A 21,993-nucleotide genomic window follows, 5' to 3' on the forward strand; every position below is an offset into this window, starting at 1 on the left:
GCCCTTTTTATCTGCGCTGAACAAGCGCGGTGACAGTCGAATCAATGGCACCCGATTCAGTGGCGTGAAAGCAGAGCCGGCTTGGGCTTGTCTTCAGGGGCGTGGAACAACAGGAAGAGTTGCGTGAGGATTTCGGGGATGTGCTGCATCATGTCCTCGACCATATCCTCATCCTGAGCGATTTCGGCAAACTCTGGCTGATCATCGAACAGTCCGGAGCCGACCATGATCGGTAACAGCAGCTCGCTCACGGTCTCTTCGTCCCGGCTGAACCAGTCTTCTTCACGCAGGAATACACCTTCCAGAAAACCAACGCACCAGCTGCGCAGGTCCGACAGGTCCGGCTCGTCGCCGAGGGTCAGATCGCACGGTGGCTCAAGCTCTTCATCACTGGACAGGTCGCGGGCGATTTCCGCCTTGAGTTCGCGCAGCGAGCCTTCGATATCAGTTTTCTGCGCTTCGTCCTGGTAGTTGGGTTCTTCAGCAAAAAGCTCCGCGATCCATTCCTCTTCGGGTACTTCGACGGGGCTGATGCACAGCGCGGTGAGATAGCCATGGCCGGCAAGATAATCAAGCGCTTCATCGTGCAGGTCATCGGCATCGAGAAACTGCTGCAAGCGCTCGAGTTGGTCGGCAAAGGACATGGGACACCTCATAATCAGAATTGTTAATCATTGTACGCGCGCACTGGTTTTTTTGCCAAAAGCGCGGTGTATTTGTGCGCAGAAACACGGATGCAATCCCGAGGGCTGTTATAATTTGCCGCCTGTAAAAGGCCAGTCCACTTCGATCAAGGGAGACTCATGCGCGAGCAAGCTCTGGAACGGCTCAAGGAAATCTTCGGCTACGCCGAGTTCCGTGGTCAGCAGGCAGACATTATCGACGAGGTGGCGCAAGGCCGCGACGCGTTGGTACTGATGCCCACCGGCGGCGGCAAATCATTGTGCTACCAGATCCCTGGGTTGCTGCGTGATGGCTTGACGGTGGTGGTCTCGCCGCTTATCGCGCTGATGGACGATCAAGTCGCTACGCTCAACGAGCTGGGCCTCAAGGCCGCGGCGCTGAACTCCACCTTGACTGATCAGGCGCAGCGCGAAATCGCCGAGCAGATGCGCGCCGGCGATCTGGATTTTCTCTATCTGGCTCCCGAGCGCTTGCTTAAACCGCGCACGCTGCATTTTCTGCAGAGTTTGAAAATCAGCTTGTTCGCGATTGACGAGGCTCATTGCGTATCCCAGTGGGGGCATGATTTCCGTCCGGAATATCTTCAGCTAGGCCAGCTCGCGGAGCTGTTCCCCGATGTGCCGCGCATGGCCCTGACGGCTACCGCTGATGAGCGCACCCAGGGCGACATCACCCAGCGCTTGAAACTGGAAGCCGCGCGCTGCTTCATCTCCGGCTTTGACCGGCCGAATATCTTTTATCGGATTGTGCCCAAGGACAAACCGCGTCAGCAGTTGTTGAACATGCTTGCCCGGCACAAGGGCAACGCCGGAATCGTCTATTGCCTGTCGCGCAAGAAAGTCGATGAAACCGCGGCCTGGCTGAGTGCGCAGGGCTGGCCGGCCTTGCCTTATCACGCCGGGCTGCCGTCGGAATTGCGGGCCACGCATCAGAAGCGTTTTCTCAATGAGGAAGGCCTGATCATGGTCGCGACCATTGCCTTCGGCATGGGCATCGATAAGTCCAACGTGCGCTTTGTCGCGCATATGGATTTGCCCAAGAGCGTTGAAGCCTATTATCAGGAAACCGGCCGAGCCGGGCGCGATGGGTTGCCGGCCGATGCCTGGATGGCCTACGGGCTGCAGGACGTGCTGATGCTGAATCAGATCATGGCCAACTCCGAGGGCGACGAACGACACAAGCGCATTGAACGGCACAAGCTGGATGCGATGCTCGGGCTCTGTGAAATCACCACCTGCCGCCGACAGATGCTGCTCGATTATTTTGGCGAAACCATGCCCGAGCCGTGCGGCCATTGTGACAACTGCGTGGAGCCGGCAGCCACCTGGGATGGCAGCGAGGCGGCCAAGATGGCTTTATCTTCTGCCTACCGCAGCGGCCAGCGATATGGCGTAGGGCATCTGATCGATATTCTGCTCGGCCGCGATAATGAAAAGATTCGCAGTGCTGGCCACCAGCATCTGTCCACCTATGGTATCGGCAAGCAGCTGTCAGAACAGGAGTGGCGCTCGGTATTTCGCCAGTTGATCGCCCGTGGTCTGGCTGAGATTGATCTGGATGGCTATGGCAGCCTGCGCCTGTCGGACAGCTGCCGGCCGCTATTGCGCGGGGAAGAAACCCTGGCGCTGCGCAAGGATGTCAGCCGCTCGGCGGCGCTACCCTCGCGCTCGGAAAAGGCCGTGGTGGCCGACGCCGACAAGCCGCTGTGGGAAGCCTTGCGGGCGTTGCGCAAGCAATTGGCCGAGTCGCATGGCGTGCCGCCCTATGTCATCTTCCCCGACTCCACGCTGGTCGACATGCTGCGTCAGCGTCCGGCCAACCTGCAGGATATGGGTCTGGTCAGTGGTATTGGCGCGCACAAGCTGGAGCGCTACGGTGCCGATTTTCTGCAGGTCATGCTTGGGGAAACGGGGGCGGTTCAGGACGCGCCACTGGATATTGCCCAGGAGGCCCAGGCGTTGGCGATGGCCGGGATGGGCGCCGAGCAGATTGCCCGGCAGCTGGATATACCCGTCAAGCAGGTTTACCTGCAACTGGCTCAGGCCGTGGGGTTGGGTAAGTTACCGCTGAATCGGGCGATTGACTTACCACCCGGCCAACTGGAACGTATTCAGGATGCTTTCCTGAATCTGGCGGAGGAAGATTTGCCAGGGGTGCGCACGTTGGCCAAGGAGCTGGATGAGCCGGTGGAGGAGGGCGTACTGCATTGCATACGTGCTGCCCTGATCCACGAGATTTCCGGGGCCTGATTAAACAGATGAAACCGGGCAAGCCTTAGAAGGTTTGCCCTAGCTTCATATATAGCGCGCGCTCGCCTTCCTCGTTGGCGCCCAGGCCGAAGAACAACGGGCCGAGGAAGGTGTCCAGGCCGAGCAACAGGCTGCCGGCGGTAATATAGCCAGTGTCGAAGCCGCTTTCTTCCTTGTTATAGACCCGCCCGTACTCGAAGCTGGCGCCCAGATAGACCGGAATGCCAACCGGCACATAGTTGCCTGGGTTCAGCCGGCGGTAATACACCACCCTTCCCAGATTGTAGTTCTGCCCTGCCAGTCCGTTCTGACGAAAACCGGAGAACTGACCGGGGCCGCCCAGCAGAAAGCTACTCTGCGCCACACCCACATCGCCATCGGTGCGGCCAAGGAAGGCGCCTAACTGGAAGCTGTTGGCGCCGCTGGAAAAGGCCTTGTTCGCGCGCAATTCAACTTGTTCGTAGCGCTCATCCGCGCCGAGATCAGGCTCGGACTGACGCCAGACGGCCCGGGCTTCGTCCCCGGATCGCGGAAAGTTTACGTTATCCAGCGTGTCGCGATCGACTTGCAGGGTGTAGAAGGCTTCTTCGAAGCTGAGCGACGGCAACTCGGGGTCGCCCACGCGCACCCGGGATTCGCCCTTGTAGCGTGACAACCCGAAGCGTACTTCGCCATTATTGGCGATCTGTCGTCCCAGGTTGAAACCGGTGCCATAGCGGGTCTGGCGGTAGTCGACGATGGGATCGTTATCGACAATGACCTCCACGTTATTGGATTGGGCATCGATAAAGGGCGCGATAAAGTAGCGCGAGCCGAAATCCAGCGGCTGATAGAACTCGCTGTAAAATACCTGGTTCTCACCCACCTGCAACCGCGTGAGCCATTCTGCGCCCAGCGGGTTGACGCCATTGACGCGGAAACTGGCGCCGATGTTGAACTGACTGCCGCCCTTGAAATCATCCACCAGGTTCAAACCCAGGCGCAGATAGTCGGTACCGGTTTCGCGGCCACTGGTGCGTACCAGCAAGGTATTGGATTCGTCACCATGGACAATCTCGTAGCTTACCCGGCTGAAATAATCGGTCCCGTAAATAGTACCCATATCCTCTTCCAGGCGCTCCAGGTTGAGCGGCTCACCCAAGGGTTGGCGCAGCATGCTGCGCACTACCTTGTCGGATACCTTGCCACTGTTCTCCACCTCTATGGCGTCAATCACGGGCTGACGCAGCGGGCGAGTGCGGGCCAGGTTGCCGCCGGGTTCAGTACGCAAGTATCGTTCAGAGAACGTTCTGGCCTGTGGCGAAGCGCTGAGGCTGGCGGCACCAGCGCGGATGGCCATGGCGGTCTGGTCAAAGCTGCTGAAACCCATGGCGCCTAGTGCCGGTTGCAGTAGCAGATCATTCGGGCCGAGGGTGTCGAGCTGTTCCTGAGTGTTGGTGCGTGTCAGCAGGCTGGTGGTCTGGTCCATGATGTCGATAATCGAGGTCAATTGTTCTGTCGACTTCAATGGTGTGCCGCTGTCTACCACGATCACGCGATCCACGCCCATGCTGCGGGCGATATCCACCGGCACGTTCTTCACCAGGACGCCGTCGACGAGCATGCGGCCGTCGACGTTGACCGGGGCAAAAAAGCCGGGCAGGGCGATGCTGGCCCGGATAGCCAGAGGCAGATGACCGTGGTCGAAAACCACTGCTTCGCCGGTAGCAATATCGGTTGCCACGGCGCGGAACGGAATCGGCAAATGGTCAAAATTGTCTATATCGTTGGTGTGCACCAGCAGCGCTTCCAGTGCCAGGCCCAGATTCTGGCCTTGTAGCAGGCCAAGCGGCAGATTCAAACGGCCGCGGTCAAAACTCAGGCGCTGTTTAACCAGAAAGTCCCGATCGTCCTGCTTGCGGCGGAAGGGAATATCTTCGCGCAGCGGGGTATCACTCAAAATGGTCTGCCAATCCAGTTCCAGTGCAATCTTTTCGATCTCATCAGCGTTGTAGCCCGCCGCGTACAGGCCGCCGATGACAGCACCCATGCTGGTACCGGCAATTGCATGAATGGGGATGTTCATTTCTTCCAGTTGCTTGAGCACACCGATGTGGGCCAGGCCCCGGGCGCCACCGCCGGACAGCACCAGGCCGGTGCGCAGTTCTTCAGCGCTGGCATAGGGTATGAGACTAACAAGCAGCAACAGCAGAAGGCGTTTGAACATGGTGTTGGCTCGGGTGCGCGATGGTCGTGGAAGTCAGGCCGATATTGTATACGACGTAGCGCATAAATAATGGGCCCTGTGTGGACTTTGGCGCGCGCTTTAGCTGTCACGCGATGGTCATGGGAGTGTCATCTAGCCGTCAAGCCGCAGACCTAAGGTGGAATCAATACTCCAGGGAGATGCGACCATGACCAGTGCTGAAGCTCATTCACCGGGTAGCAAACAGCGGGTACGTACACTGTGGATTTCCGACGTTCACTTGGGCACACGCGGTTGCCAAGCTGACAAGCTTACCGCCTTCCTCAAGGAGTATGAGTGCGATCACCTGTATCTGGTCGGGGATATCATCGACGGCTGGCGCTTGCGCAAGAGCATGTATTGGCCCCAGGCACATACCAACGTGGTGCGTCGGGTCCTGACGATGAGCAAGCGCGGCACCCGCGTGACCTATGTCACTGGCAATCACGATGAGTTTCTGCGCCGTTACGCCAGCCTTGAACTGGGCAATATTCACCTGGTGGACGAAGCCGAGCACCAGACGCTCGACGGCCGTCGGCTGCTGGTAATTCACGGTGACCAGTTCGATGTGATTACCCGCTGCCATCGCTGGTTAGCGTTTCTGGGTGACCATGCCTACGAGTTCAGTCTGACGCTCAACCGCTGGCTCAATCATTGGCGCGCGCGCTATGGTTACGGCTATTGGTCACTGTCGTCCTACCTCAAGCACAAGGTCAAAAAGGCGGTCAACTTCATCAGTGATTTTGAAGATGCGGTGGCCCATGAGTGTGTCAAACGGGACTATCAGGGCGTTGTGTGTGGGCATATTCATCACGCCGAAATCCGCCAGGTCAATGGCATCACCTATCACAACTGTGGTGATTGGGTGGAGTCCTGCACTGCATTGATCGAGCATCTGGACGGCCGTATCGAACTCTATAGCTGGGTCGATCCCCTCACCAGTGTGGTGCCGGCCACGTCGGTTGCAGCCGCTGCGGCCTAGATGATGACCTTGTCGCGCAGCTTGCGCGCGGCCAGCTCCAGCGACTTGATGATCTCGTCCTTGTCGTAGTTACGAATGCCGTTGGTGTCCAGATACATGGAGAATCCCGGCTTCTCATGCTCGACAAAGGTCGGGGCAGCGCCCAGATCGCTGCGGAGTCCGGCCACCTGATAAATCTGTACCGGACGGGAAAAGCCTTTAACTGATACCTGCCCTTTGTCCCGGCACATGACCAGATCCTTGACCAGCGAAAAGGTCTCGTGCGGAATCAGGATCTCACCCGGATCAGCCAAGCTTTCCAGGCGGCTGGCCAGATTCACTTCACGCCCGATGATGGTGTAGTCCATCCGCGTATTAGCGCCAAAATTGCCAACCGTACAGTAGCCGGTGCTCAGCCCCATGCGGATTTCCAGCGGCCGGGTAATGCCTTTGCTACGCCACTGTTGCCGCAACACTTTCATATGTTTGCGCATGGCTACAGCCATTGCCACGGCAGCCTGAGCATCCTGTTTAGCGCCCTGGCTGACGGGGTCACCGAAGAAAATCATCACACAGTCGCCGATAAATTTGTCGATGGTGCCGCCGTACTGCAACGCGATACGGGACATCTCATCCAGATAGTTATTCAGCAGATCGGTGAGCGCCTCGGCCTCCATCTCCTCGGCCAGTTCGGTAAAGCCGCGAATATCCGAGAAAAATACCGTGAGCTTCTTGCGTTTGGTTTCAAGCTGCACACTTTGAGTACCGGAAAAAATCGATTCCCAGACCTGCGGCGACAGGTATTTAGACAAATTGGTAGCCAGTCGCGCGGTTTTTTCCTGTTCGGCGCTGATGACCTTCTGTGCCTGTTCCAGGCTGCGGCCCTGGCGGTAGACAAAGGCGGCCATGATCAGCATGAAGGTTCCGCCGCTGAGCAGGGCACTGACTGCGACCAGGGTAGAGCTGGCAAGAACGATCTGAGGGGTTATCAACGCGGCAGAGAGCATCAGACCCAATAGCGCCAGGAGCCAGCCAGTCAGCATGAACAGGGGGCCCCCGATAATGATGCTGGCGAAGCTGATCAACAGGGTAAAGACAATACTGGCGACCGCATTGAACTGGCACAGGGTAATGAACAGGCCCGTGTGCAGGCCGTCAAGCGCAAGCAAGGCCAGCCTGCTGTGCAGCGGCCTTAGATTGTTCAAGCGAGCGACGGCCATGCGAACGATATGCGGGTAGATCAGCGCGTAGCTGATAACGCCGAAATACAGCAGGGAGATGCTGTTTTCCACGGCGAGGGCGGTAAAGGTAATGGCTACGCACAGGTAGGCTAGAACCCGGGAATGATAACCTTCCAAGGGTGGTTTGACCGGTTTTACGCGGTTGTTGAACTTCATGATCAGTCGTTCCCTGGCCTGATGGCGGGCTACAGCTGATCTGCCGGAGACAACCGGCGCTGGCAATGCCTGTCGCATTGCTGTGGATCAGCCGAGCGATTACCGGCTGATCATAAACTGCATCAACAGTCAGGGAAACCGAAAACGCGGGAGATTTATCCCGCGAGCCGCGTTACCCGGCCGCAGAGGCCGGGATAAGGGAGAGCCTCAGGCTTCGCTGACGGCCTTGTAGATCGACTGCTTGGGACGAGCAAAGACCCGGCGCAGCATCGGCTCGAAGAACGACAGCGGCTCTGCTTCGTAGTCCACATCGAAGGCAGTGGCGTCGTAGAGCGCACAGAATTCAGCCGTGCGCTGGTACAAGGGATGATCCTTGAACTGGTCGCGCAGGTGCCGATCCATACCCAGGTGATGGAAAAAATAATATCCCTGGAACACGCCGTGCTTCTCTACCATCCACAGATTCTCAGGGGAGACGAACGGCTTGAGAATAGCTGCAGCAATGTCCGGGTGGTTGAAGGAGCCGAGTGTATCGCCAATATCATGCAGCAACGCGCAGACGACATACTCTTCATCCCGGCCGTCGCGGTGCGCACGTGTAGCGGTTTGCAGCGAATGCTGCAGGCGGTCAATCGGGAATCCGCCGTAATCGCCATCGAGCAGCTTGAGATGGGTAAGGATCCGGTCAGGCAAGCCGTGGGAGAATTCCTTGAAATGGCCGGAGATGGCAGCCCAATCTTCAGGGGTGCCTTCCTGCATGGCTCGGAATGTGGCTTGTTGCTGACCCTCTTGTAATGGCTGGCCCATGGGCTGGCTCTCCTCTTGTTCAGGTGTGTGAGGAATCTTAACCGGCTGTCAGGGCGGTGACTGTCGCATGCCTGACAATCGCCTCAGCCCCGTTGAGCGATTACAGCTAGAATCGGATGCGGCCGGTCAGTGCGTCCTTGAGCATGACCCAGTCGCCCATGAAGCTATATAGCGGGTACTTGAACGTGGCGGGCTTATTCTTTTCGAAAAAGAAATGACCGACCCAGGCAAAGCCATATCCGGCCACCGGAAGTGCTAACAACCACCACCAGCTCTGGGTGAACAGGACCACGGCGAGCAGGCTGAGGACCAGAAGGCTGCCGATATAATGCAGACGTCGGCTGGTATCATTGACGTGCTCGCTCAAATAATACGGATAGAACTCGGCAAATGAATGAAAGGTGGGTATGGGTGCCTGAGCAGAGGCATTCTGCTGGGTCATGATGTTCTCCCGTGACTGGGTTATTATCTGAGTATAGAGTAGCCAGCAAAGGTGCACCCACCTATGACCGGGTGTGCCAAAGCGATAGTTTTTTGCGGGAAAGTGTTATGGGGAAAAGGAGATGCGGGACGAGCAACGTCTACCGAACGGACTCATATCCATTGGTGATTAATAAGCCAGTGGATTAATAACCCACATTATAAATAACAGAGAGCAGCACTCGCTGACTGCCCGAGAGGTTTATGTCTTATCCTGAACGCACTACCTCATCCAGCTGGGCTATGGCGATAGTCCAGGCGTTGGAGTTGGAAGGCCTGAGCGGTACGGATCTGTTTGCGGATCTGGGGATGGACTATTCGCTGCTATCCGATCCCGACGCGCGCATTCCTCAGGATCAGATGACGCGTCTTTGGCAGCGGGCCGTGAGCCTTTCGGGCAATCCAGCAATTGGTCTGGGTATGGGCAAGGTCATAAGGCCCGCGCACTTCAATGTGGTCGGGTTTTCTCTGTTGTCGAGCAAGACTCTCAAGGACAGCCTGGCCCGGCTGGTACGTTACCAGCGGATCATCGGCGAAGCCTCGGACATGGCGCTGCAGCAAACGCCGGACAGCTATGTACTGGAGTTGCAAATCCATGGCGACAGCTTGCCGGCGCCGACCCAGAGCCACGATGCCGCCCTGGCTTATTTGTTGGCCTTCTTCCGCTGGATGACCGGAGACCGGATTACCCCGCAGCGCGTCGGTTTTGCCTACCCGACACCCTCGGACTTGAGTGCATATGAGGCCTTGTTCGAATGTCCTTTGGCATTTTCCCGACCACGCTACAGTATTGAATTCTCCCGCCAGGTCATGGAAGCTCCGCTGGCGACCGGCAACGAGACGTTGGCGCAATTGCATGATCAGTTCGCCGGGGAGTATCTGGCGCGTTTCGAGCAGACACGCGTCACCCATCAGGCTCGTCAGGTGCTTTGCCGGCTGCTGCCTCAGGGTGAGCCGAAACGGCAGGCGGTTGCCAGCGCGCTGCGAATGAGCACGCGAACGCTGCAACGACGTTTGCAGGATGAAAATACCAGCTTCCAGCAATTACTCGACGAAACGCGGCGGGAGCTGGCGATGCAGTTCCTGCGTCAGAAACGTATGACGCTGCTGGAAATTGCCTATCTGTTGGGATTTGCTGATCCAAGTAACTTCTTCCGGGCGTTCAAGCGTTGGTTCGGTATGCCGCCGGGGCAATACCGCGAGCAACTGCAGGAATCGCAATCGATGACGGAGGACAGCTGATGGATGCTTTGGAAGCGTTGCACAGCCGCGTATCCGTTCCGCGGCTGGTTGCACCCGCGCCGACTCAAGAGCAACAACAAGCGCTGTTCAACGCAGCATTGCGCGCCCCGGACCACGCCTGGTTGAGACCTTGGCGCTTTCTGGTGGTAGAGGGGGAGGGGTTGCAGGCGCTGGGTCGGGTTTACACCCAGGCTGCTCTGGCCGATACGCCGGATCTTGACCAGGAGGCGCTGGAACGGATTCAGGCGTTGCCACTGCGGGCGCCGATGATCATCGTCGCAATCAGTTGTCACCAGATGCATGAAAAAGTCCCCAGCATTGAGCAGGACCTGTCCTGTGCAGCGGCGGTCAGCAATATGCTGGTAGCGGCGCATGCCATGGGTATTGGCGCGGTGTGGCGCACTGGCTGGTTGGCTTACCACAAGACAGTGCGCGAAGGGCTGGGTTTGACCGAGCAGGAACGTTTGATTGCGTTTCTGTATCTGGGTCAGCCGGCAGGCGCTCTCAAAGCCGTTCCCGAGTTGACGTCCGGCGACTTTTTTCAGGTTTGGCCGGGTAACTGAATCAACGCTTTCAGCCCACCCATGGCGCTGCGGCTGAAGGTCAAGCTGCCGCCATGCATGGCTATCGCGCGTCTGGCGATGGCCAATCCCAATCCATGACCGCTAGCGCCAGTCTGCCCCGGCAGGCGCAGGAACGGCTCGCCAAGACGCTGCAGCCACTGGTCATCCACACCAGGCCCCTGGTCCTCGACGCTGATCTGGCATTGGCCGCGGCTAGTGGCCAGGCTGACCCGTATAACCCCGTGGGCTGGGGAAAAGCGCAAGGCGTTGCGCAGCAGGTTGTCCAGGGAGCTACGCAATTGTTCTGGCCAGCCTTCGAGGGTTATCAGAGTGCTGCCAACCAACTCGAACTCCTGGGTATCCGCGACGAACTGGTTGTCCTCGATCACCTCTGCAACCAGGGTGTCCAATGCAAACTGGCACGGCGGATGGTCCTGAATATCCTGGCGACTCAGCGTCAGAATGTCTTCTATAAGCAGATCAAGACGGGTGCACTCCCGGTCCAGGCGGGACCAAAGCGGGTCTTCGGCAGCCGCGCCTTGTTTACTGCCCAGTGCCAGGCCCACGCGCAAGCGTGCCAGCGGTGAGCGCAGTTCGTGGGAGATGTCGCGCATCAGTTGGCGTTGGCTATCGAGCAGATCCTGCACGCGCTGCGCCATATGGCTGAAATGCCGGGAAAGATCTCCAATCTCATCGCTTCGCCGGCCTATGCGCTCAAGTTTTTCGGCCTCAAAACGGCCCTTGGCCAAGGACTGCGAGGCCAGGCCGAGCTGGCGTAAAGGGCCAGTCAGGTAGCGGCTCAACAGCAAGCTGATGATGCCCAGCAAGGCCATGGCCAGGAATATGTTGAGGATCAACGCCACGGGCGTGCGTCGCCAGTTGAACAGTTCATCCCGGGGTACAAACAGACTCAGATGGTAATCGCCTTGTGCGCTCAGCCAGTCAAGCTGGAACAGGCGGCCATGCCAGATTTCTCTGGATTCGACATTCGGGGGCGTGCTTTGCTGAAAAATGGGTCTGCGCGGCAGGGTGCCGGGCAACAGGCTCTGGCCTTCGGTATCAAAGAGTTGTGCGCGCAAGCGATACTCGTCGCGCTGAACATCCAGCCACCGTTGGGCAGCAGACGGCCCATCGGTTTCATAACGGGTAACCAGCTCTTCGGCGAAATCCTTGAGCTGGGGATGGAATTGCAGCAGGAGCCAGTCCTGCTGCAATGCCCGGCTAACCAGAAAGCCCGAGCCGCCCACCATCAGCGTGGCGAGCCAGAGTATGGCAAAGACTTTCCAGAATAGCCGCATGGCGATCAGTTGCTGTCTTTATCGTCATGGGCGTGCTTTTTCTTGCCTTCTTCCCAGTGCTTTTTCATCTTTTCACGCTTTTCTTCACGCATCTCGGCCATTTTGGCTTGTTGCTCCTGGGTCAGGATCGCATTCACCTCAGCTTGGTGTGTTTCACGCAGGGCGCGCTGTTGCTCTCTGTGCTTCTCATGCAGGCCTTTCAGCTGACCTTGCTGTTCGCTGCTCAGTTCGAGTTTCTCGGTCATGTACTGCATGTGTTTCTCATAACGATCGCCACTCTTGCCGTGCGAGTCGGCCAGCAGTGCGCCCGAGAAGCCGGTGGCAAGTACCATCACGGTAGCGAGTAGGGTCTTTTTCATGGGTAACTCCTGTTGGTTCATGGCAGGCCTGAGTGTCAGGCCGTTGATGAAGAGTCTAGGGCTTGTCACGTAAATTGGGGCTGGTACTGGGTAAAGGCTGTGTAAAGGTGGCGGGGTCGTGTGTTTCAGCCAAGCCGCGTTTGATGGCTCAGCTGCTGTACAGGTAGCCCCGGCCCCGCAGCGCCTGAATCCGGCTGCGACCATCTGGATGTGGGCCCAACTTGCGCCGCAGGTTGCTCAAGTGCATGTCGAGACTGCGATCATAGGGTCCCAGCGCTTTGCCGAGTGCCTGGCGGGAGAGGCTTTGGCGCTCTACCAATTGGCCCGGCTTCTCCAGCAAGGCGCGAAGGATCAAGGCTTCACTTTGGGTCAACGCCAACAGCGTCTCATCTTGCCAGGCCATCAGGCTATCCATATCCAGACGGATGTCGCCGACCTGCAGGCTATTGCCAGTCGATTGCCCCTGGCTGCGGCGCAGCAGCGCGCGAAGCCGGGCCACCAGCTCGCGCGGATCGCAGGGTTTGGGCAGGTAGTCGTCGGCGCCCAATTCGAGACCGAGGATGCGGTCGATTGGCTCGCCCCGCGCACTGAGCATCAATAGCGGCGTGTTGCAGCTCTGGCGCAAATTGCGCAGCACATCCAGACCATTCATGCCCGGCAGCATGACATCCAGAATGATGACCTGAAACTGGCCACCAATAGCCGCCTCCAGCCCGCTGGTACCGTCATGGGCGCAGGTCAGCGCAAAGCCTTCAGCGGCCAGCCAGTCAACCAGCAACGCGCACAGTTCCTGGTCATCATCAATTATCAGGATCGCATTGTCAGTCAATTGAGCCACTCATTGCGTTTGCCGCGGCGGCCCATACTGGCCAGCAGAAAGCCGATGAACAGACTCGCCAGCACGGTTGCTCCCCCTATGATGAACCACTCCTGGCGCTGTGCTTCCAGTAGCGCCTCGGCTTGCATGTCGGTTTGTGCGCGCGCATCAAGCAGTTCACGATTCTGCTCTTGCAGTCGCTCCAGCAACTCGGCATCCGTGCCTGTTTCCAGCTGTTCAGCCAACCGCTGACGTTCTGCCTCCACCTGCGCCAGCTGTGCTTGCAGCGTGCCAATATCCGTACTGACATCCTCGGGCTCTGGCACTGATGTGGTCGGAGACTCTTGCGCCAGGCTCAGGCTGGGTGAGCTGAGGCACCCCAGTAGCAATAGAGCTAGTATGGGTCTGGACATCCCGTGCTCCTTGTTTAAGCTGGAAAAACGCGCTTGAACGGCTTGACCAGCACCTGGGCATAAACGCCTGCCGCGACATAAGGGTCGGCATCTGCCCACGCCTGCGCTTCGGCTTGGGAGGCAAATTCGGCCACGATCAGGCTCCCAGTAAAGCCCGCGGCGCCTGGATCAGGTGATTCGATGGCGGGGTGAGGGCCTGCCAGGATCAGTCTGCCTGCGTTTTGCAGAGCCTGCAGTCGTTCAATGTGCGCCGGGCGAGCAGTGATGCGCGCCTGCAGTGAGTCGGGTGCATCGGTGGCCATGATTGCAAATAGCATGTTGAGTCCTTGATCCGTTTCAAAGTGTTTGTAATAACAGTAAGTTATGCCATTGCACTAGGTGTTGTCAGCGTCGGGGCGGCATAATAGTGAAAATTCTTTTTGCTCGGGCACTGTTCCGATGCCACTGCAACGTTACACGGAGACCTTTTGATAGCTGATCTGCACATGCACAGTACCGCCTCGGACGGCTCGCTTGATCCGCAGGAGCTGATGCAGCGCGCATCTGTTGCCGGTGTCGATTTGATCGCGCTGACCGACCATGATTGCCTGGACGGATTAGCCTCGGCCGAGCAGACCGCGCGGCAGTTGGGCATGCGCTGGATTAGCGGCGTGGAGTTGTCGGCGCAGTGGCAGGGTCACACAATTCACGTCCTGGGCTACGGCTTTGATCCAGCTTCGGCGGAATTTGTCAGCGCCATGCAGGCGGTCAAAGCCGGGCGCTGGCAGCGTGCCGAGCAGATCGACAAGCGTCTAGAGGGGAAAAAGATGCCTGGCGCACTGGCCGGGGCCATGGCGGTACAAAAGGCTGCCGGCAGTGCGGCGGAGAGTCCGCCAGCGCGCCCGCACTTTGCCGACTGGATGGTTGCTGAAGGCTACGTGCGCGATCGCGCAGAAGCGTTTCGGAAATGGCTTGGCTCGGGCAAGCTCGGTGATATCAAGCAGCATTGGCCAGAGCTGCCGGAGGCGGTCGAGCAGATACGTTCTGCAGGCGGCATGGCAGTGATGGCGCATCCCTGGCACTACGGCTTTACCCGCGCCCGGATGCGTCGCCTGTTGAAGGATTTTGCCCAGGCCGGTGGACGCGGTATGGAAGTGGTCAACGGCCAGCAGCCGGTAGAGCAGGTGGCGTACCTGGGCAAGGTCAGTCAGGAAATGGGCTTTCTCGCGAGTTGTGGCAGTGATTTCCATCATCCGGACTCGCCGTGGATGGCGCTGGGGAAAATGACTGCATTACCCGCCGATTGCGCGCCGGTCTGGAATGACCCGCTGTTTAATCGCTAGAATGTAGTTACCAAAACAAGAGAGTTCAGTGTGAGCCAATATTTTCATATCCACCCGGAAAACCCTCAGGCGCGTCTGATCCGCCAGGCCGTCGAGATCATCCGCCAGGGTGGGGTGATCGCCTATCCGACGGATTCTGCTTACGCGCTGGGTTGTCACCTGGGCGACAAGGACGCGCTGGAGCGTATTCGCCGGCTGCGGCAGTTGGACGACAAGCACAACTTTACCCTGGTTTGCCGAGATCTGTCGGAGCTGGGCGTGTACGCCAAGGTCGACAACCCGACCTTCCGCCTGCTCAAAGCCAATACGCCTGGCCCTTACACCTTTATTCTGCACGCCACCGGTGAAGTGCCGCGTAGATTGCTGCATCCCAAGCGCCGCACCATAGGCATCCGCATTCCTCAGCACCAGATCACGCTGGCGCTGCTTGAGGCACTCGGCGAGCCGTTGATGAGCGTGACTCTGATGATGCCTGAGGACAATTTGCCCCTCACCGATCCGGAGATGATCCGTGATCGCATCGGCAAGCAGCTGGATCTGATCATCGATGGCGGTGCCTGCAATGTCGAGCCGACTACCGTTGTCAGTCTGCTTGAACAGCAGCCTGAAGTGCAGCGCGTAGGCCTGGGTGATCCGGCGCCTTTTGGCGGCGCTCCCAGCGCAGACTGATCGGGCAGGAGTCTTTGCCCAAAGCATGCGTATAATGCGCCCATTCATTTTCCTATTACCTAGTAAATTCAGGAGTCCCCTTTGAGTTCCGTCGATTCACAGCGTCGCGTATTGTCAGGCATGCGTCCCACAGGGCGTTTGCACCTGGGGCATTACCACGGGGTGCTGAAGAACTGGGTCAAGTTGCAGCACGAATACGAGTGCTTTTTCTTCGCCGCCGACTGGCATGCACTAACGACCCATTACGAGACGCCGGAAAATATCGAGCAGAACGTTTGGGACATGCTGATCGACTGGCTCGCCGCCGGCGTCAGCAGCGGCTCTTCAACGCTGTTTATCCAGTCCCAGGTGCCCGAGCATGCCGAGCTGCATCTGCTGCTGTCGATGGTCACGCCGGTCAGCTGGCTGGAGCGCGTGCCGACCTACAAGGATCAGCAGGAAAAGCTGCGTGATCTGGACCTGGCGACTTACGGTTTCCTGGGTTATCCGTTGCTGCAAAGTGCGGACATCCTGATGTATCGCGCCGGGCTGGTGCCGGTGGGTGCCGACCAGGTAGCCCACGTGGAGATTACCCGCGAAGTGGCTCGCCGCTTCAATCACCTGTACGGCAAGGAGGCGGGCTTCGAGGAGCGCGCCGAAGCCGCCGTGCACAAAATGGGCAAGAAAGCCGCCAAGCTTTACAGCAAACTGCGCAAGGCCTATCAGGAACAGGGCGACAGTGAAGCGCTGGATACCGCCCGTGCGCTGTTGAAGGAACAGCAGAACATCACGCTCGGCGACAAGGAGCGGCTGTTCGGTTATCTGGAGGGCGGTGGCAAGGTTATTCTGCCGGAGCCCCAGGCGTTGCTCACGCCAGATTCGAAAATGCCCGGCCTGGATGGGCAGAAGATGTCCAAGTCCTATGGCAACACCATCACCCTGCGCGATACCACCGAGCAGATCGACGAGAAAGTGCGGCGCATGCCCACCGATCCTGCGCGTGTACGTCGCACCGATCCGGGCGAGCCAGCCAAGTGCCCAGTCTATCAGCTACACAAGGTCTATACCGACCCGGCCACCCACGAATGGGTACAGCAGGGTTGCCGTAGTGCAGGCATTGGCTGCCTGGAGTGCAAGCAGCCGATTATCGATGCGATTACCGCCGAGCTGGCGCCGATTCAAGAGCGCGCTGCGGATTTTGAAAGTAATCCCGACGCGGTACGGCTGATCTTGAATGAAGGCACCGAGCGCGCGCGCGAAGCCGCGCGCGATACCCTGATCGAAGTCCGCCAGGCCATAGGCCTGCAGTACCGCCAGTAATTCATGGGCAGCCGCGCATGAGCAACCAGCAGCCGCCCGCCGACACCGCTCGCGCGGAGCAGCCGGTTGCTCCTGCTGTTGCCGCGGTCACTCCCCCCATGGGCTCAGGCCAGCAGGAAATGCCCTTTGCCATGGTCTATGGCAAAGCGGTCACGCAGATTCCCCAGGACCTGTATATCCCGCCGGAGGCGCTTGAGGTCTTCCTCGAAGCGTTTGAGGGCCCGCTCGACCTGCTGCTCTATCTGATCCGCAAACAGAATATCGATATTCTCGACATACCCGTGGCTGACATTACCAAACAGTACATGGGCTATATCGAGTTGATGACAGTAGTGCGCCTGGAATTGGCCGCCGAGTATCTGGTCATGGCGGCCATGCTCGCCGAAATCAAATCCCGCCTGTTGTTGCCCCGGCATCAGGAAGACGAGGATGAAGAGCACGACCCGCGTGCGGAACTGATTCGGCGTTTGCAGGAATACGAGCGTTTCAAGCAGGCCGCAGAGGAAATTGACGGACTGTCGCGGGTCGGGCGTGACCTGTCGTTGGCCAGCGCGGAGGCTCCCGAGTTTCATAGTCGACGGGCGCATCCGGAGGTGGACATGCAGGAGCTGATGCTCGCACTCAGTGACGTGCTGCGGCGTGCCGATATGTTCGAGAGTCATCAGGTCACCCGGGAAATCCTTTCCACCCGCGAGCGTATGGCCGATGTGCTGGAGCGTTTGCGCGGACAGCCATTTGTGCCTTTTGTCAGTCTGTTCAGTGTCAGCGAGGGTAAGCTGGGGGTGGTAGTCACCTTTATGGCGGTGCTTGAACTAGTCAAGGAACAGTTGGTGGATCTGGTGCAGAGCGAAGCCTTCGCGCCTATTCACGTCAAAGTACGAGGTGAAGATGTCCCAGCCGAAACTTGAGCATATTATTGAGGCTGCGTTGCTGGCCGCCGGTAAACCCTTGTCACTGGATCGCTTGCGCGACCTGTTTGATGAGGGCCAGGCGCCGGGTCTGGATGCGCTGCGCGAAGCGCTCGGGCGGCTCGCGGAATATTACAATGGCCGCGCCATCGAGTTGCGTGAAGTTGCCAGTGGTTGGCGGCTGCAGGTACGTGAAGAGTTTTCGCCCTGGGTCAGCCGGCTGTGGGAAGAGCGGCCGCAGCGCTACTCGAGGGCGATGCTGGAAACCCTGGCGCTGATCGCCTACCGCCAGCCGATTACCCGTGGCGAGATCGAAGATGTGCGCGGCGTGGCAGTCAGCAGTCAGATCATCAAGACACTGCTCGAGCGCGAGTGGGTAAGGGTGGTCGGGCATCGCGATGTGCCAGGTCGGCCTTCCATGTACGCCACCACCCGCCAGTTCCTTGATCACTTCAATCTGCGCAGCCTCAGCGAGTTACCGCCGCTGGCGGCGATTCGTGACCTGGATCAGGAGCCGGAACTGGCGCTGCAGGATGAAGGTGCGGTAGATGATGCTGATACTCCGTGGATGCCGGTAGAGCCACTGAAGGCGCTGGAGGCCGAGGGCGCGGAAACCGGATTTCATGCTCTGCTGGATGAGCTGGGGGCGATGGAGTCCAACCTGAAGACGGATTTTGACGACTACCAGCCTGAGCGGGACTCGGCAGCGTCGGATCAGGATAATGACCCGGAAGCTGACGCAGATTCCGACCCGCGCTGAGTTTGTCTGGCTGGGCAGAAGGCATGGTGGTAATCTACCCGGTCATTATTTCTACATCGTATCCACTACACCGGGAGGTGCCACGCATGACCGATCATCCTATCAACTCTGATTCAACCCCAGTCAGCGGCGAAAAGCTGCAAAAAGTGCTGGCCCGCGTCGGGCTGGGCTCGCGCCGTGAGGTTGAAGCCTGGATCGAAGCCGGGCGCATCAGCGTCAACGGCAAGCTTGCTACTCTGGGTTGTCGGGTCGACAGCCTGGACCAGATTCTGGTCGATGGTCGTCCGGTCAAGCGCGATATCGAAAATGAAGAAGCCCGCCGAGTCATGCTCTACAACAAGCCGGAAGGCGAAGTCTGTACCCGTGACGATCCCGAAGGTCGGCCTACCGTTTTTGATCGTTTGCCGCGGCTCAAGCATGGCCGTTGGATCAATATCGGCCGCCTCGATATCAATACCTCTGGCCTGCTGCTGTTCACCACCGATGGCGAACTGGCCAACCGCTTGATGCATCCGTCCTATCAGATGGACCGTGAGTACGCAGTGCGGGTCATGGGTGAAGTGGATGAGGAAATGATTGAGCGGCTCAAGACCGGCGTTATGCTTGATGATGGCCCGGCGCGCTTTACTGACGTCGTGACCGCCGGTGGCGAGGGTATCAACCGCTGGTACCACGTGTGTCTGATGGAAGGCCGCAACCGTGAGGTGCGCCGCCTGTGGGAATCCCAGGGCATGCGCGTCAACCGTCTCAAGCGTGTACGTTTCGGGCCGGTGTTCCTTGGGCCGGAGTTGCCTGTGGGCCGCTGGCGCGAAATGAAGCAGAACGAAATCGATGCGCTGAGTCAGGAGGTTGGGCTCACTCCGATATCATTGCCAGCCATGAAGACTGCTGACCGGGAGAAGGCTCAGCGGCTTGCGCGCAAGCCTTCCATGCATCAGCCGCGTGCGGTTCGGCGTACCAAGGTGCCTCACAAGTCGCGTTGAAACGCCTGCAGCTCCAGAGCTGGTCGTCAGCAGGCAATCCTGTTGCGACCAGCGCGTTTGGCGACATACATCAGCTTGTCACCACGCTCCAGTAGACCCTCGTTGTTCTCTTCCGCTTTCAATGTTGCAACCCCCAGGCTTGCCGTCATCGGGATCGAGTCGCCATCAATTTCGAACTGCATCTGCGCAATGCTGCAACGAATCCGTTCAGCGACGAAGCGCGCGGCATGATTGTCGGTATTGCTCAGTACCACGACAAACTCTTCACCACCCATACGGAACAGCTCGTCTACATCGCGCAGGCAACTGCGTGCACAGTTGACCACGGCTTTAAGCGCCGCGTCACCGTAGGCGTGCCCGTACTTGTCGTTGATCTGCTTGAAATGGTCTATATCCAGCACCAGCAACGATAGAGGTGTGTGGTGGCGTGAGGAGAACTTCACTTCACGGGTCAGTGCCTGATCAAGACCCAGGCGGTTACCGATGCCCGTCAGACTATCGTTCAACGCAAAGTGCAGGGCAGCCCGGTACATCAGCGCGTTGCGTAAGGGATACAGCAGGTTGCCCAGCAACGTCTCCAGACTCTGTAGCTGTACTTCGCTGAAGCGTTTGTCACGAGTGAACTGAATCTCGCCCAGAAAGTCACCGGCATGCGTCATGCGGTAGTTGCAGCGGTGCATGCTTGGCACGCCCTTGCTTACTTTCACGGCGTGGGCGTCGTGGTGAAACTCAAGACTGTTGAGCCCCATGAACTCCTGCACTGCGGTGAAGAAAAGATCCAATACCCGCTCAAGCTCCAGCGACGTTTGCAGTTGCTGCGTGAGCCGCTGCTGCAGACCTAACACAGTCATGTGCTTGACTGTTTTTTCACGCTGGATAGCATCTGACGAAAGCTTTTTTTCACTGATGAGCTTCAGGCGCGCCGAGTCGAAGTCAATGGTGTTGCTGGTCGATAACGTCATGGCTGCGCCCGCAGAAGAGTGTGATATCAATACACCATGCAGGGTTTGTGCCTATTAGATTAAATTGTTATTAATCAAAGATTTGAGTCGGATGGCTCGGTAAGAAAAGGAAAAAGCGGCAAAAAGTTGCCGCTTTTACCGAAACGCGCGCGCTGGTCGAAAAGGGGTGACAAAAAACCGGCTATTGGGCGTCGAGGGCCTGGCCGTTGACAGTCTTGCTGTCGGGCCCCAGCAGATAGAGGAAGGCTGGCATTATTTGCCCAGGCTCTGGGTTCGTCTCGGGTGCCTCTCCTGGGTAGGCCGCAGCGCGCATGCTGGTCCGGGTGGCCCCGGGATTCAGACTGTTGAAACGTATGGCGCTTGTGCCTTCCTGTTCTTCGGCGAACACCTGCATCATGCCTTCCAGGGCAAACTTGCTCACCGCATAGGGTCCCCAGAACGCCTTGCCTTTGCGGCCGACGCTGGAAGACACGCAGACCACGGATGCATCGGGAGCGGCGCGTAATAGCGGCATCATCGACTTGCTCAGCAGGAAAGGCGCATTGACGTTGACCTGCATCAGTTGCAACCAGGCTTCAGCCTTGACGTTGTCGAGCATGGTGCGCGGACCGAGCAGGGCGGCGTTGTGTACGAGGCCGTCGAGCTTGCCAAAGGTGTCGAACAACTGATCAGCCAGATCCAGGTAGTCTTTCTCCAGGGCGGTTTCCAGGTTTAGCGGGCAAAGCGCCGGCTGCGGAAAGCCGGAGGCTTCAATCTCATCGTAGACCGCTTCAAGTTTCGACGGCGTGCGGCCGATCAGTACCACAGTTGCCCCATGGGCAGCACTGCTCAGCGCGCAAGCACGGCCGATTCCGTCGCCAGCACCGGTGATCAATATCACACGATCCTTGAGCAGGTCCTGGGGTGCCTGATAATCAAACATGTGATGCCTCCTGAAGTTGCCTTTGCGCCAGCCATGGACGCAGCTCGGCTGGGGATCGTACGCTGTGAGTTGCCTGCCATCCAGCCGGGTCCTCGCCTGGGGGAATGTAGCCATACAGCGCGGCAATGGTCGGCATATCCGCTGCTTTCCCCGCGAGAATGTCGCGCAGGTGATCGCCGATATAAACTGAATGGCACGGCTCTACACCCATTTGGACGCAGGCTTTGAGCAGGGGTTCCGGATGGGGTTTGCCGTGGCTGACCTGGTCGGGGCAGACCAGCGCATGACAACGGTCTGCCAGGCCCGTGGCCGCCAACAACGGAATACTGAAGCGGCTGAGCTTGTTGGTCACCACGCCCCAGGGCAAAGCTTGATCGTCCAGCCAGTCGAGCAGTTCCGGAATGCCGTCGAAAGGGCGAGTGTGCACCGCCAACGCCAGATCGTAGCGCTGCAGAAATTCTTCACGCAGTGCCTCGAAGCCCGCTTCGGTGGGCTGCATGTTGAAGGCGCTGCTGAGCATGCCAACCGAGCCGTCAGATACCCGGTCGCGGATTCGTATGGCATCCACTGGGGGCAAGCCGCGTTCCTGGCGCATGGCCAAAATGATCGCCATAAAATCGTCGACGGTATCCAGCAAGGTGCCGTCAAGATCGAAGAGTACGCTGGTCAGCATG

Annotated in this window: 23 protein-coding genes; 10 read left to right on the forward strand and 13 right to left on the reverse strand. The window is 58.5% G+C overall.

Translation table 11 applies throughout. From position 1 onward, the window contains the following. Positions 1–56 precede the first annotated feature (56 nt). Positions 57–644: a YecA family protein gene (locus EAO82_RS08370; RefSeq protein ID WP_096346088.1), complete on the reverse strand. Its 588-nt coding sequence runs from the start codon at positions 642–644 to the stop codon at positions 57–59. 159 nt (positions 645–803) lie between these two features. Here EAO82_RS08370 and recQ point away from each other — a divergent pair, with 159 nt between their 5' ends. Next, positions 804–2,933: a DNA helicase RecQ gene (gene recQ / locus EAO82_RS08375; protein WP_096346087.1), complete on the forward strand. Its 2,130-nt coding sequence runs from the start codon at positions 804–806 to the stop codon at positions 2,931–2,933. Between the two features lie 25 nt (positions 2,934–2,958). Here the strand turns inward: recQ and EAO82_RS08380 are convergent, their stop codons facing one another. Continuing rightward, positions 2,959–5,139: a patatin-like phospholipase family protein gene (locus tag EAO82_RS08380; protein ID WP_096346086.1), complete on the reverse strand. Its 2,181-nt coding sequence runs from the start codon at positions 5,137–5,139 to the stop codon at positions 2,959–2,961. Between the two features lie 187 nt (positions 5,140–5,326). Between EAO82_RS08380 and EAO82_RS08385 the strand changes: the two genes are divergently transcribed. Further along, positions 5,327–6,139 (forward strand): UDP-2,3-diacylglucosamine diphosphatase, encoded by an 813-nt coding sequence (locus EAO82_RS08385; RefSeq protein WP_096346085.1) that lies wholly within the window; start codon positions 5,327–5,329, stop codon positions 6,137–6,139. Here the strand turns inward: EAO82_RS08385 and EAO82_RS08390 are convergent. The 3 genes from EAO82_RS08390 to EAO82_RS08400 form a co-directional block, all read right to left on the reverse strand. Beyond that, positions 6,136–7,515 (reverse strand): adenylate/guanylate cyclase domain-containing protein, encoded by a 1,380-nt coding sequence (locus EAO82_RS08390; protein ID WP_096346084.1) that lies wholly within the window; start codon positions 7,513–7,515, stop codon positions 6,136–6,138. The genes EAO82_RS08385 and EAO82_RS08390 overlap by 4 nt on opposite strands. 207 nt (positions 7,516–7,722) lie before the next feature. After that, positions 7,723–8,322, reverse strand: a complete 600-nt coding sequence (locus EAO82_RS08395; RefSeq protein WP_096346083.1) for an HD domain-containing protein — start codon at positions 8,320–8,322, stop codon at positions 7,723–7,725. Positions 8,323–8,428: 106 nt separating this feature from the next. Continuing rightward, entirely contained in the window at positions 8,429–8,764 is a 336-nt protein-coding gene (locus EAO82_RS08400) for an Mpo1-like protein (RefSeq protein ID WP_096346082.1), read from the reverse strand. Positions 8,765–9,006: 242 nt separating this feature from the next. On the opposite strand from EAO82_RS08400, the gene EAO82_RS08405 reads away from it, so the two are divergent. Together EAO82_RS08405 and EAO82_RS08410 are read left to right on the forward strand one after the other, a co-directional pair. After that, positions 9,007–10,044 carry an AraC family transcriptional regulator gene (locus tag EAO82_RS08405; RefSeq protein WP_096346081.1) on the forward strand — a complete coding sequence of 346 codons (1,038 nt, stop codon included), beginning with the start codon at positions 9,007–9,009 and terminating at the stop codon, positions 10,042–10,044. Next, complete coding sequence (locus EAO82_RS08410) at positions 10,044–10,607, forward strand: nitroreductase (protein ID WP_096346080.1); 564 nt, start codon at positions 10,044–10,046, stop codon at positions 10,605–10,607. Before EAO82_RS08405 ends, EAO82_RS08410 begins: the two co-directional genes overlap by 1 nt. Here the strand turns inward: EAO82_RS08410 and EAO82_RS08415 are convergent. From EAO82_RS08415 to EAO82_RS08435, 5 genes are all read right to left on the reverse strand, one after another. After that, positions 10,586–11,905 (reverse strand): ATP-binding protein, encoded by a 1,320-nt coding sequence (locus EAO82_RS08415; RefSeq protein WP_096346079.1) that lies wholly within the window; start codon positions 11,903–11,905, stop codon positions 10,586–10,588. The genes EAO82_RS08410 and EAO82_RS08415 overlap by 22 nt on opposite strands. Before the next feature lie 5 nt (positions 11,906–11,910). Next, positions 11,911–12,264: a hypothetical protein gene (locus EAO82_RS08420; RefSeq protein WP_096346078.1), complete on the reverse strand. Its 354-nt coding sequence runs from the start codon at positions 12,262–12,264 to the stop codon at positions 11,911–11,913. 148 nt (positions 12,265–12,412) lie between these two features. After that, positions 12,413–13,093, reverse strand: coding sequence for a response regulator transcription factor (locus tag EAO82_RS08425; RefSeq protein WP_096346077.1), 681 nt, complete (start codon positions 13,091–13,093; stop codon positions 12,413–12,415). Continuing rightward, positions 13,090–13,494, reverse strand: a complete 405-nt coding sequence (locus EAO82_RS08430) for a hypothetical protein (RefSeq protein ID WP_096346076.1) — start codon at positions 13,492–13,494, stop codon at positions 13,090–13,092. Before EAO82_RS08430 ends, EAO82_RS08425 begins: the two co-directional genes overlap by 4 nt. A gap of 14 nt (positions 13,495–13,508) precedes the next feature. Then, positions 13,509–13,811 (reverse strand): YciI family protein, encoded by a 303-nt coding sequence (locus EAO82_RS08435; protein WP_096346075.1) that lies wholly within the window; start codon positions 13,809–13,811, stop codon positions 13,509–13,511. Between the two features lie 150 nt (positions 13,812–13,961). Between EAO82_RS08435 and EAO82_RS08440 the strand changes: the two genes are divergently transcribed. The 6 genes from EAO82_RS08440 (at position 13,962) to rluB (ending at position 19,435) form a co-directional block, all read left to right on the forward strand. After that, positions 13,962–14,816, forward strand: coding sequence for a PHP domain-containing protein (locus tag EAO82_RS08440; protein ID WP_096346074.1), 855 nt, complete (start codon positions 13,962–13,964; stop codon positions 14,814–14,816). Between the two features lie 30 nt (positions 14,817–14,846). After that, the gene (locus tag EAO82_RS08445; protein ID WP_096346073.1) at positions 14,847–15,485 is read left to right on the forward strand and encodes an L-threonylcarbamoyladenylate synthase; all 639 of its coding nucleotides are present in this window, start codon (positions 14,847–14,849) and stop codon (positions 15,483–15,485) included. Positions 15,486–15,566: 81 nt separating this feature from the next. Continuing rightward, positions 15,567–16,784, forward strand: a complete 1,218-nt coding sequence (locus EAO82_RS08450; RefSeq protein WP_096346072.1) for a tryptophan--tRNA ligase — start codon at positions 15,567–15,569, stop codon at positions 16,782–16,784. Between the two features lie 98 nt (positions 16,785–16,882). Then, on the forward strand, positions 16,883–17,692 hold the full coding sequence (locus tag EAO82_RS08455) for a segregation and condensation protein A (RefSeq protein ID WP_096346290.1): 810 nt from the start codon (positions 16,883–16,885) through the stop codon (positions 17,690–17,692). Further along, complete coding sequence (scpB, locus tag EAO82_RS08460) at positions 17,667–18,452, forward strand: SMC-Scp complex subunit ScpB (RefSeq protein WP_096346071.1); 786 nt, start codon at positions 17,667–17,669, stop codon at positions 18,450–18,452. Before EAO82_RS08455 ends, scpB begins: the two co-directional genes overlap by 26 nt. 86 nt (positions 18,453–18,538) lie before the next feature. Next, complete coding sequence (rluB, locus tag EAO82_RS08465) at positions 18,539–19,435, forward strand: 23S rRNA pseudouridine(2605) synthase RluB (RefSeq protein WP_096346070.1); 897 nt, start codon at positions 18,539–18,541, stop codon at positions 19,433–19,435. A gap of 26 nt (positions 19,436–19,461) precedes the next feature. Here the strand turns inward: rluB and EAO82_RS08470 are convergent, their stop codons facing one another. From EAO82_RS08470 to EAO82_RS08480, 3 genes are all read right to left on the reverse strand, one after another. Then, positions 19,462–20,397 (reverse strand): GGDEF domain-containing protein, encoded by a 936-nt coding sequence (locus tag EAO82_RS08470; protein ID WP_096346069.1) that lies wholly within the window; start codon positions 20,395–20,397, stop codon positions 19,462–19,464. Between the two features lie 181 nt (positions 20,398–20,578). After that, the gene (locus tag EAO82_RS08475; RefSeq protein ID WP_096346068.1) at positions 20,579–21,319 is read right to left on the reverse strand and encodes a YciK family oxidoreductase; all 741 of its coding nucleotides are present in this window, start codon (positions 21,317–21,319) and stop codon (positions 20,579–20,581) included. Further along, positions 21,312–21,992, reverse strand: a complete 681-nt coding sequence (locus EAO82_RS08480) for an HAD family hydrolase (RefSeq protein ID WP_096346067.1) — start codon at positions 21,990–21,992, stop codon at positions 21,312–21,314. Before EAO82_RS08480 ends, EAO82_RS08475 begins: the two co-directional genes overlap by 8 nt. Position 21,993 lies beyond the last annotated feature (1 nt).

The organism is Halopseudomonas pelagia (genome assembly GCF_009497895.1).
GTDB classification, from domain to species: Bacteria; Pseudomonadota; Gammaproteobacteria; order Pseudomonadales; family Pseudomonadaceae; genus Halopseudomonas; species Halopseudomonas pelagia_A.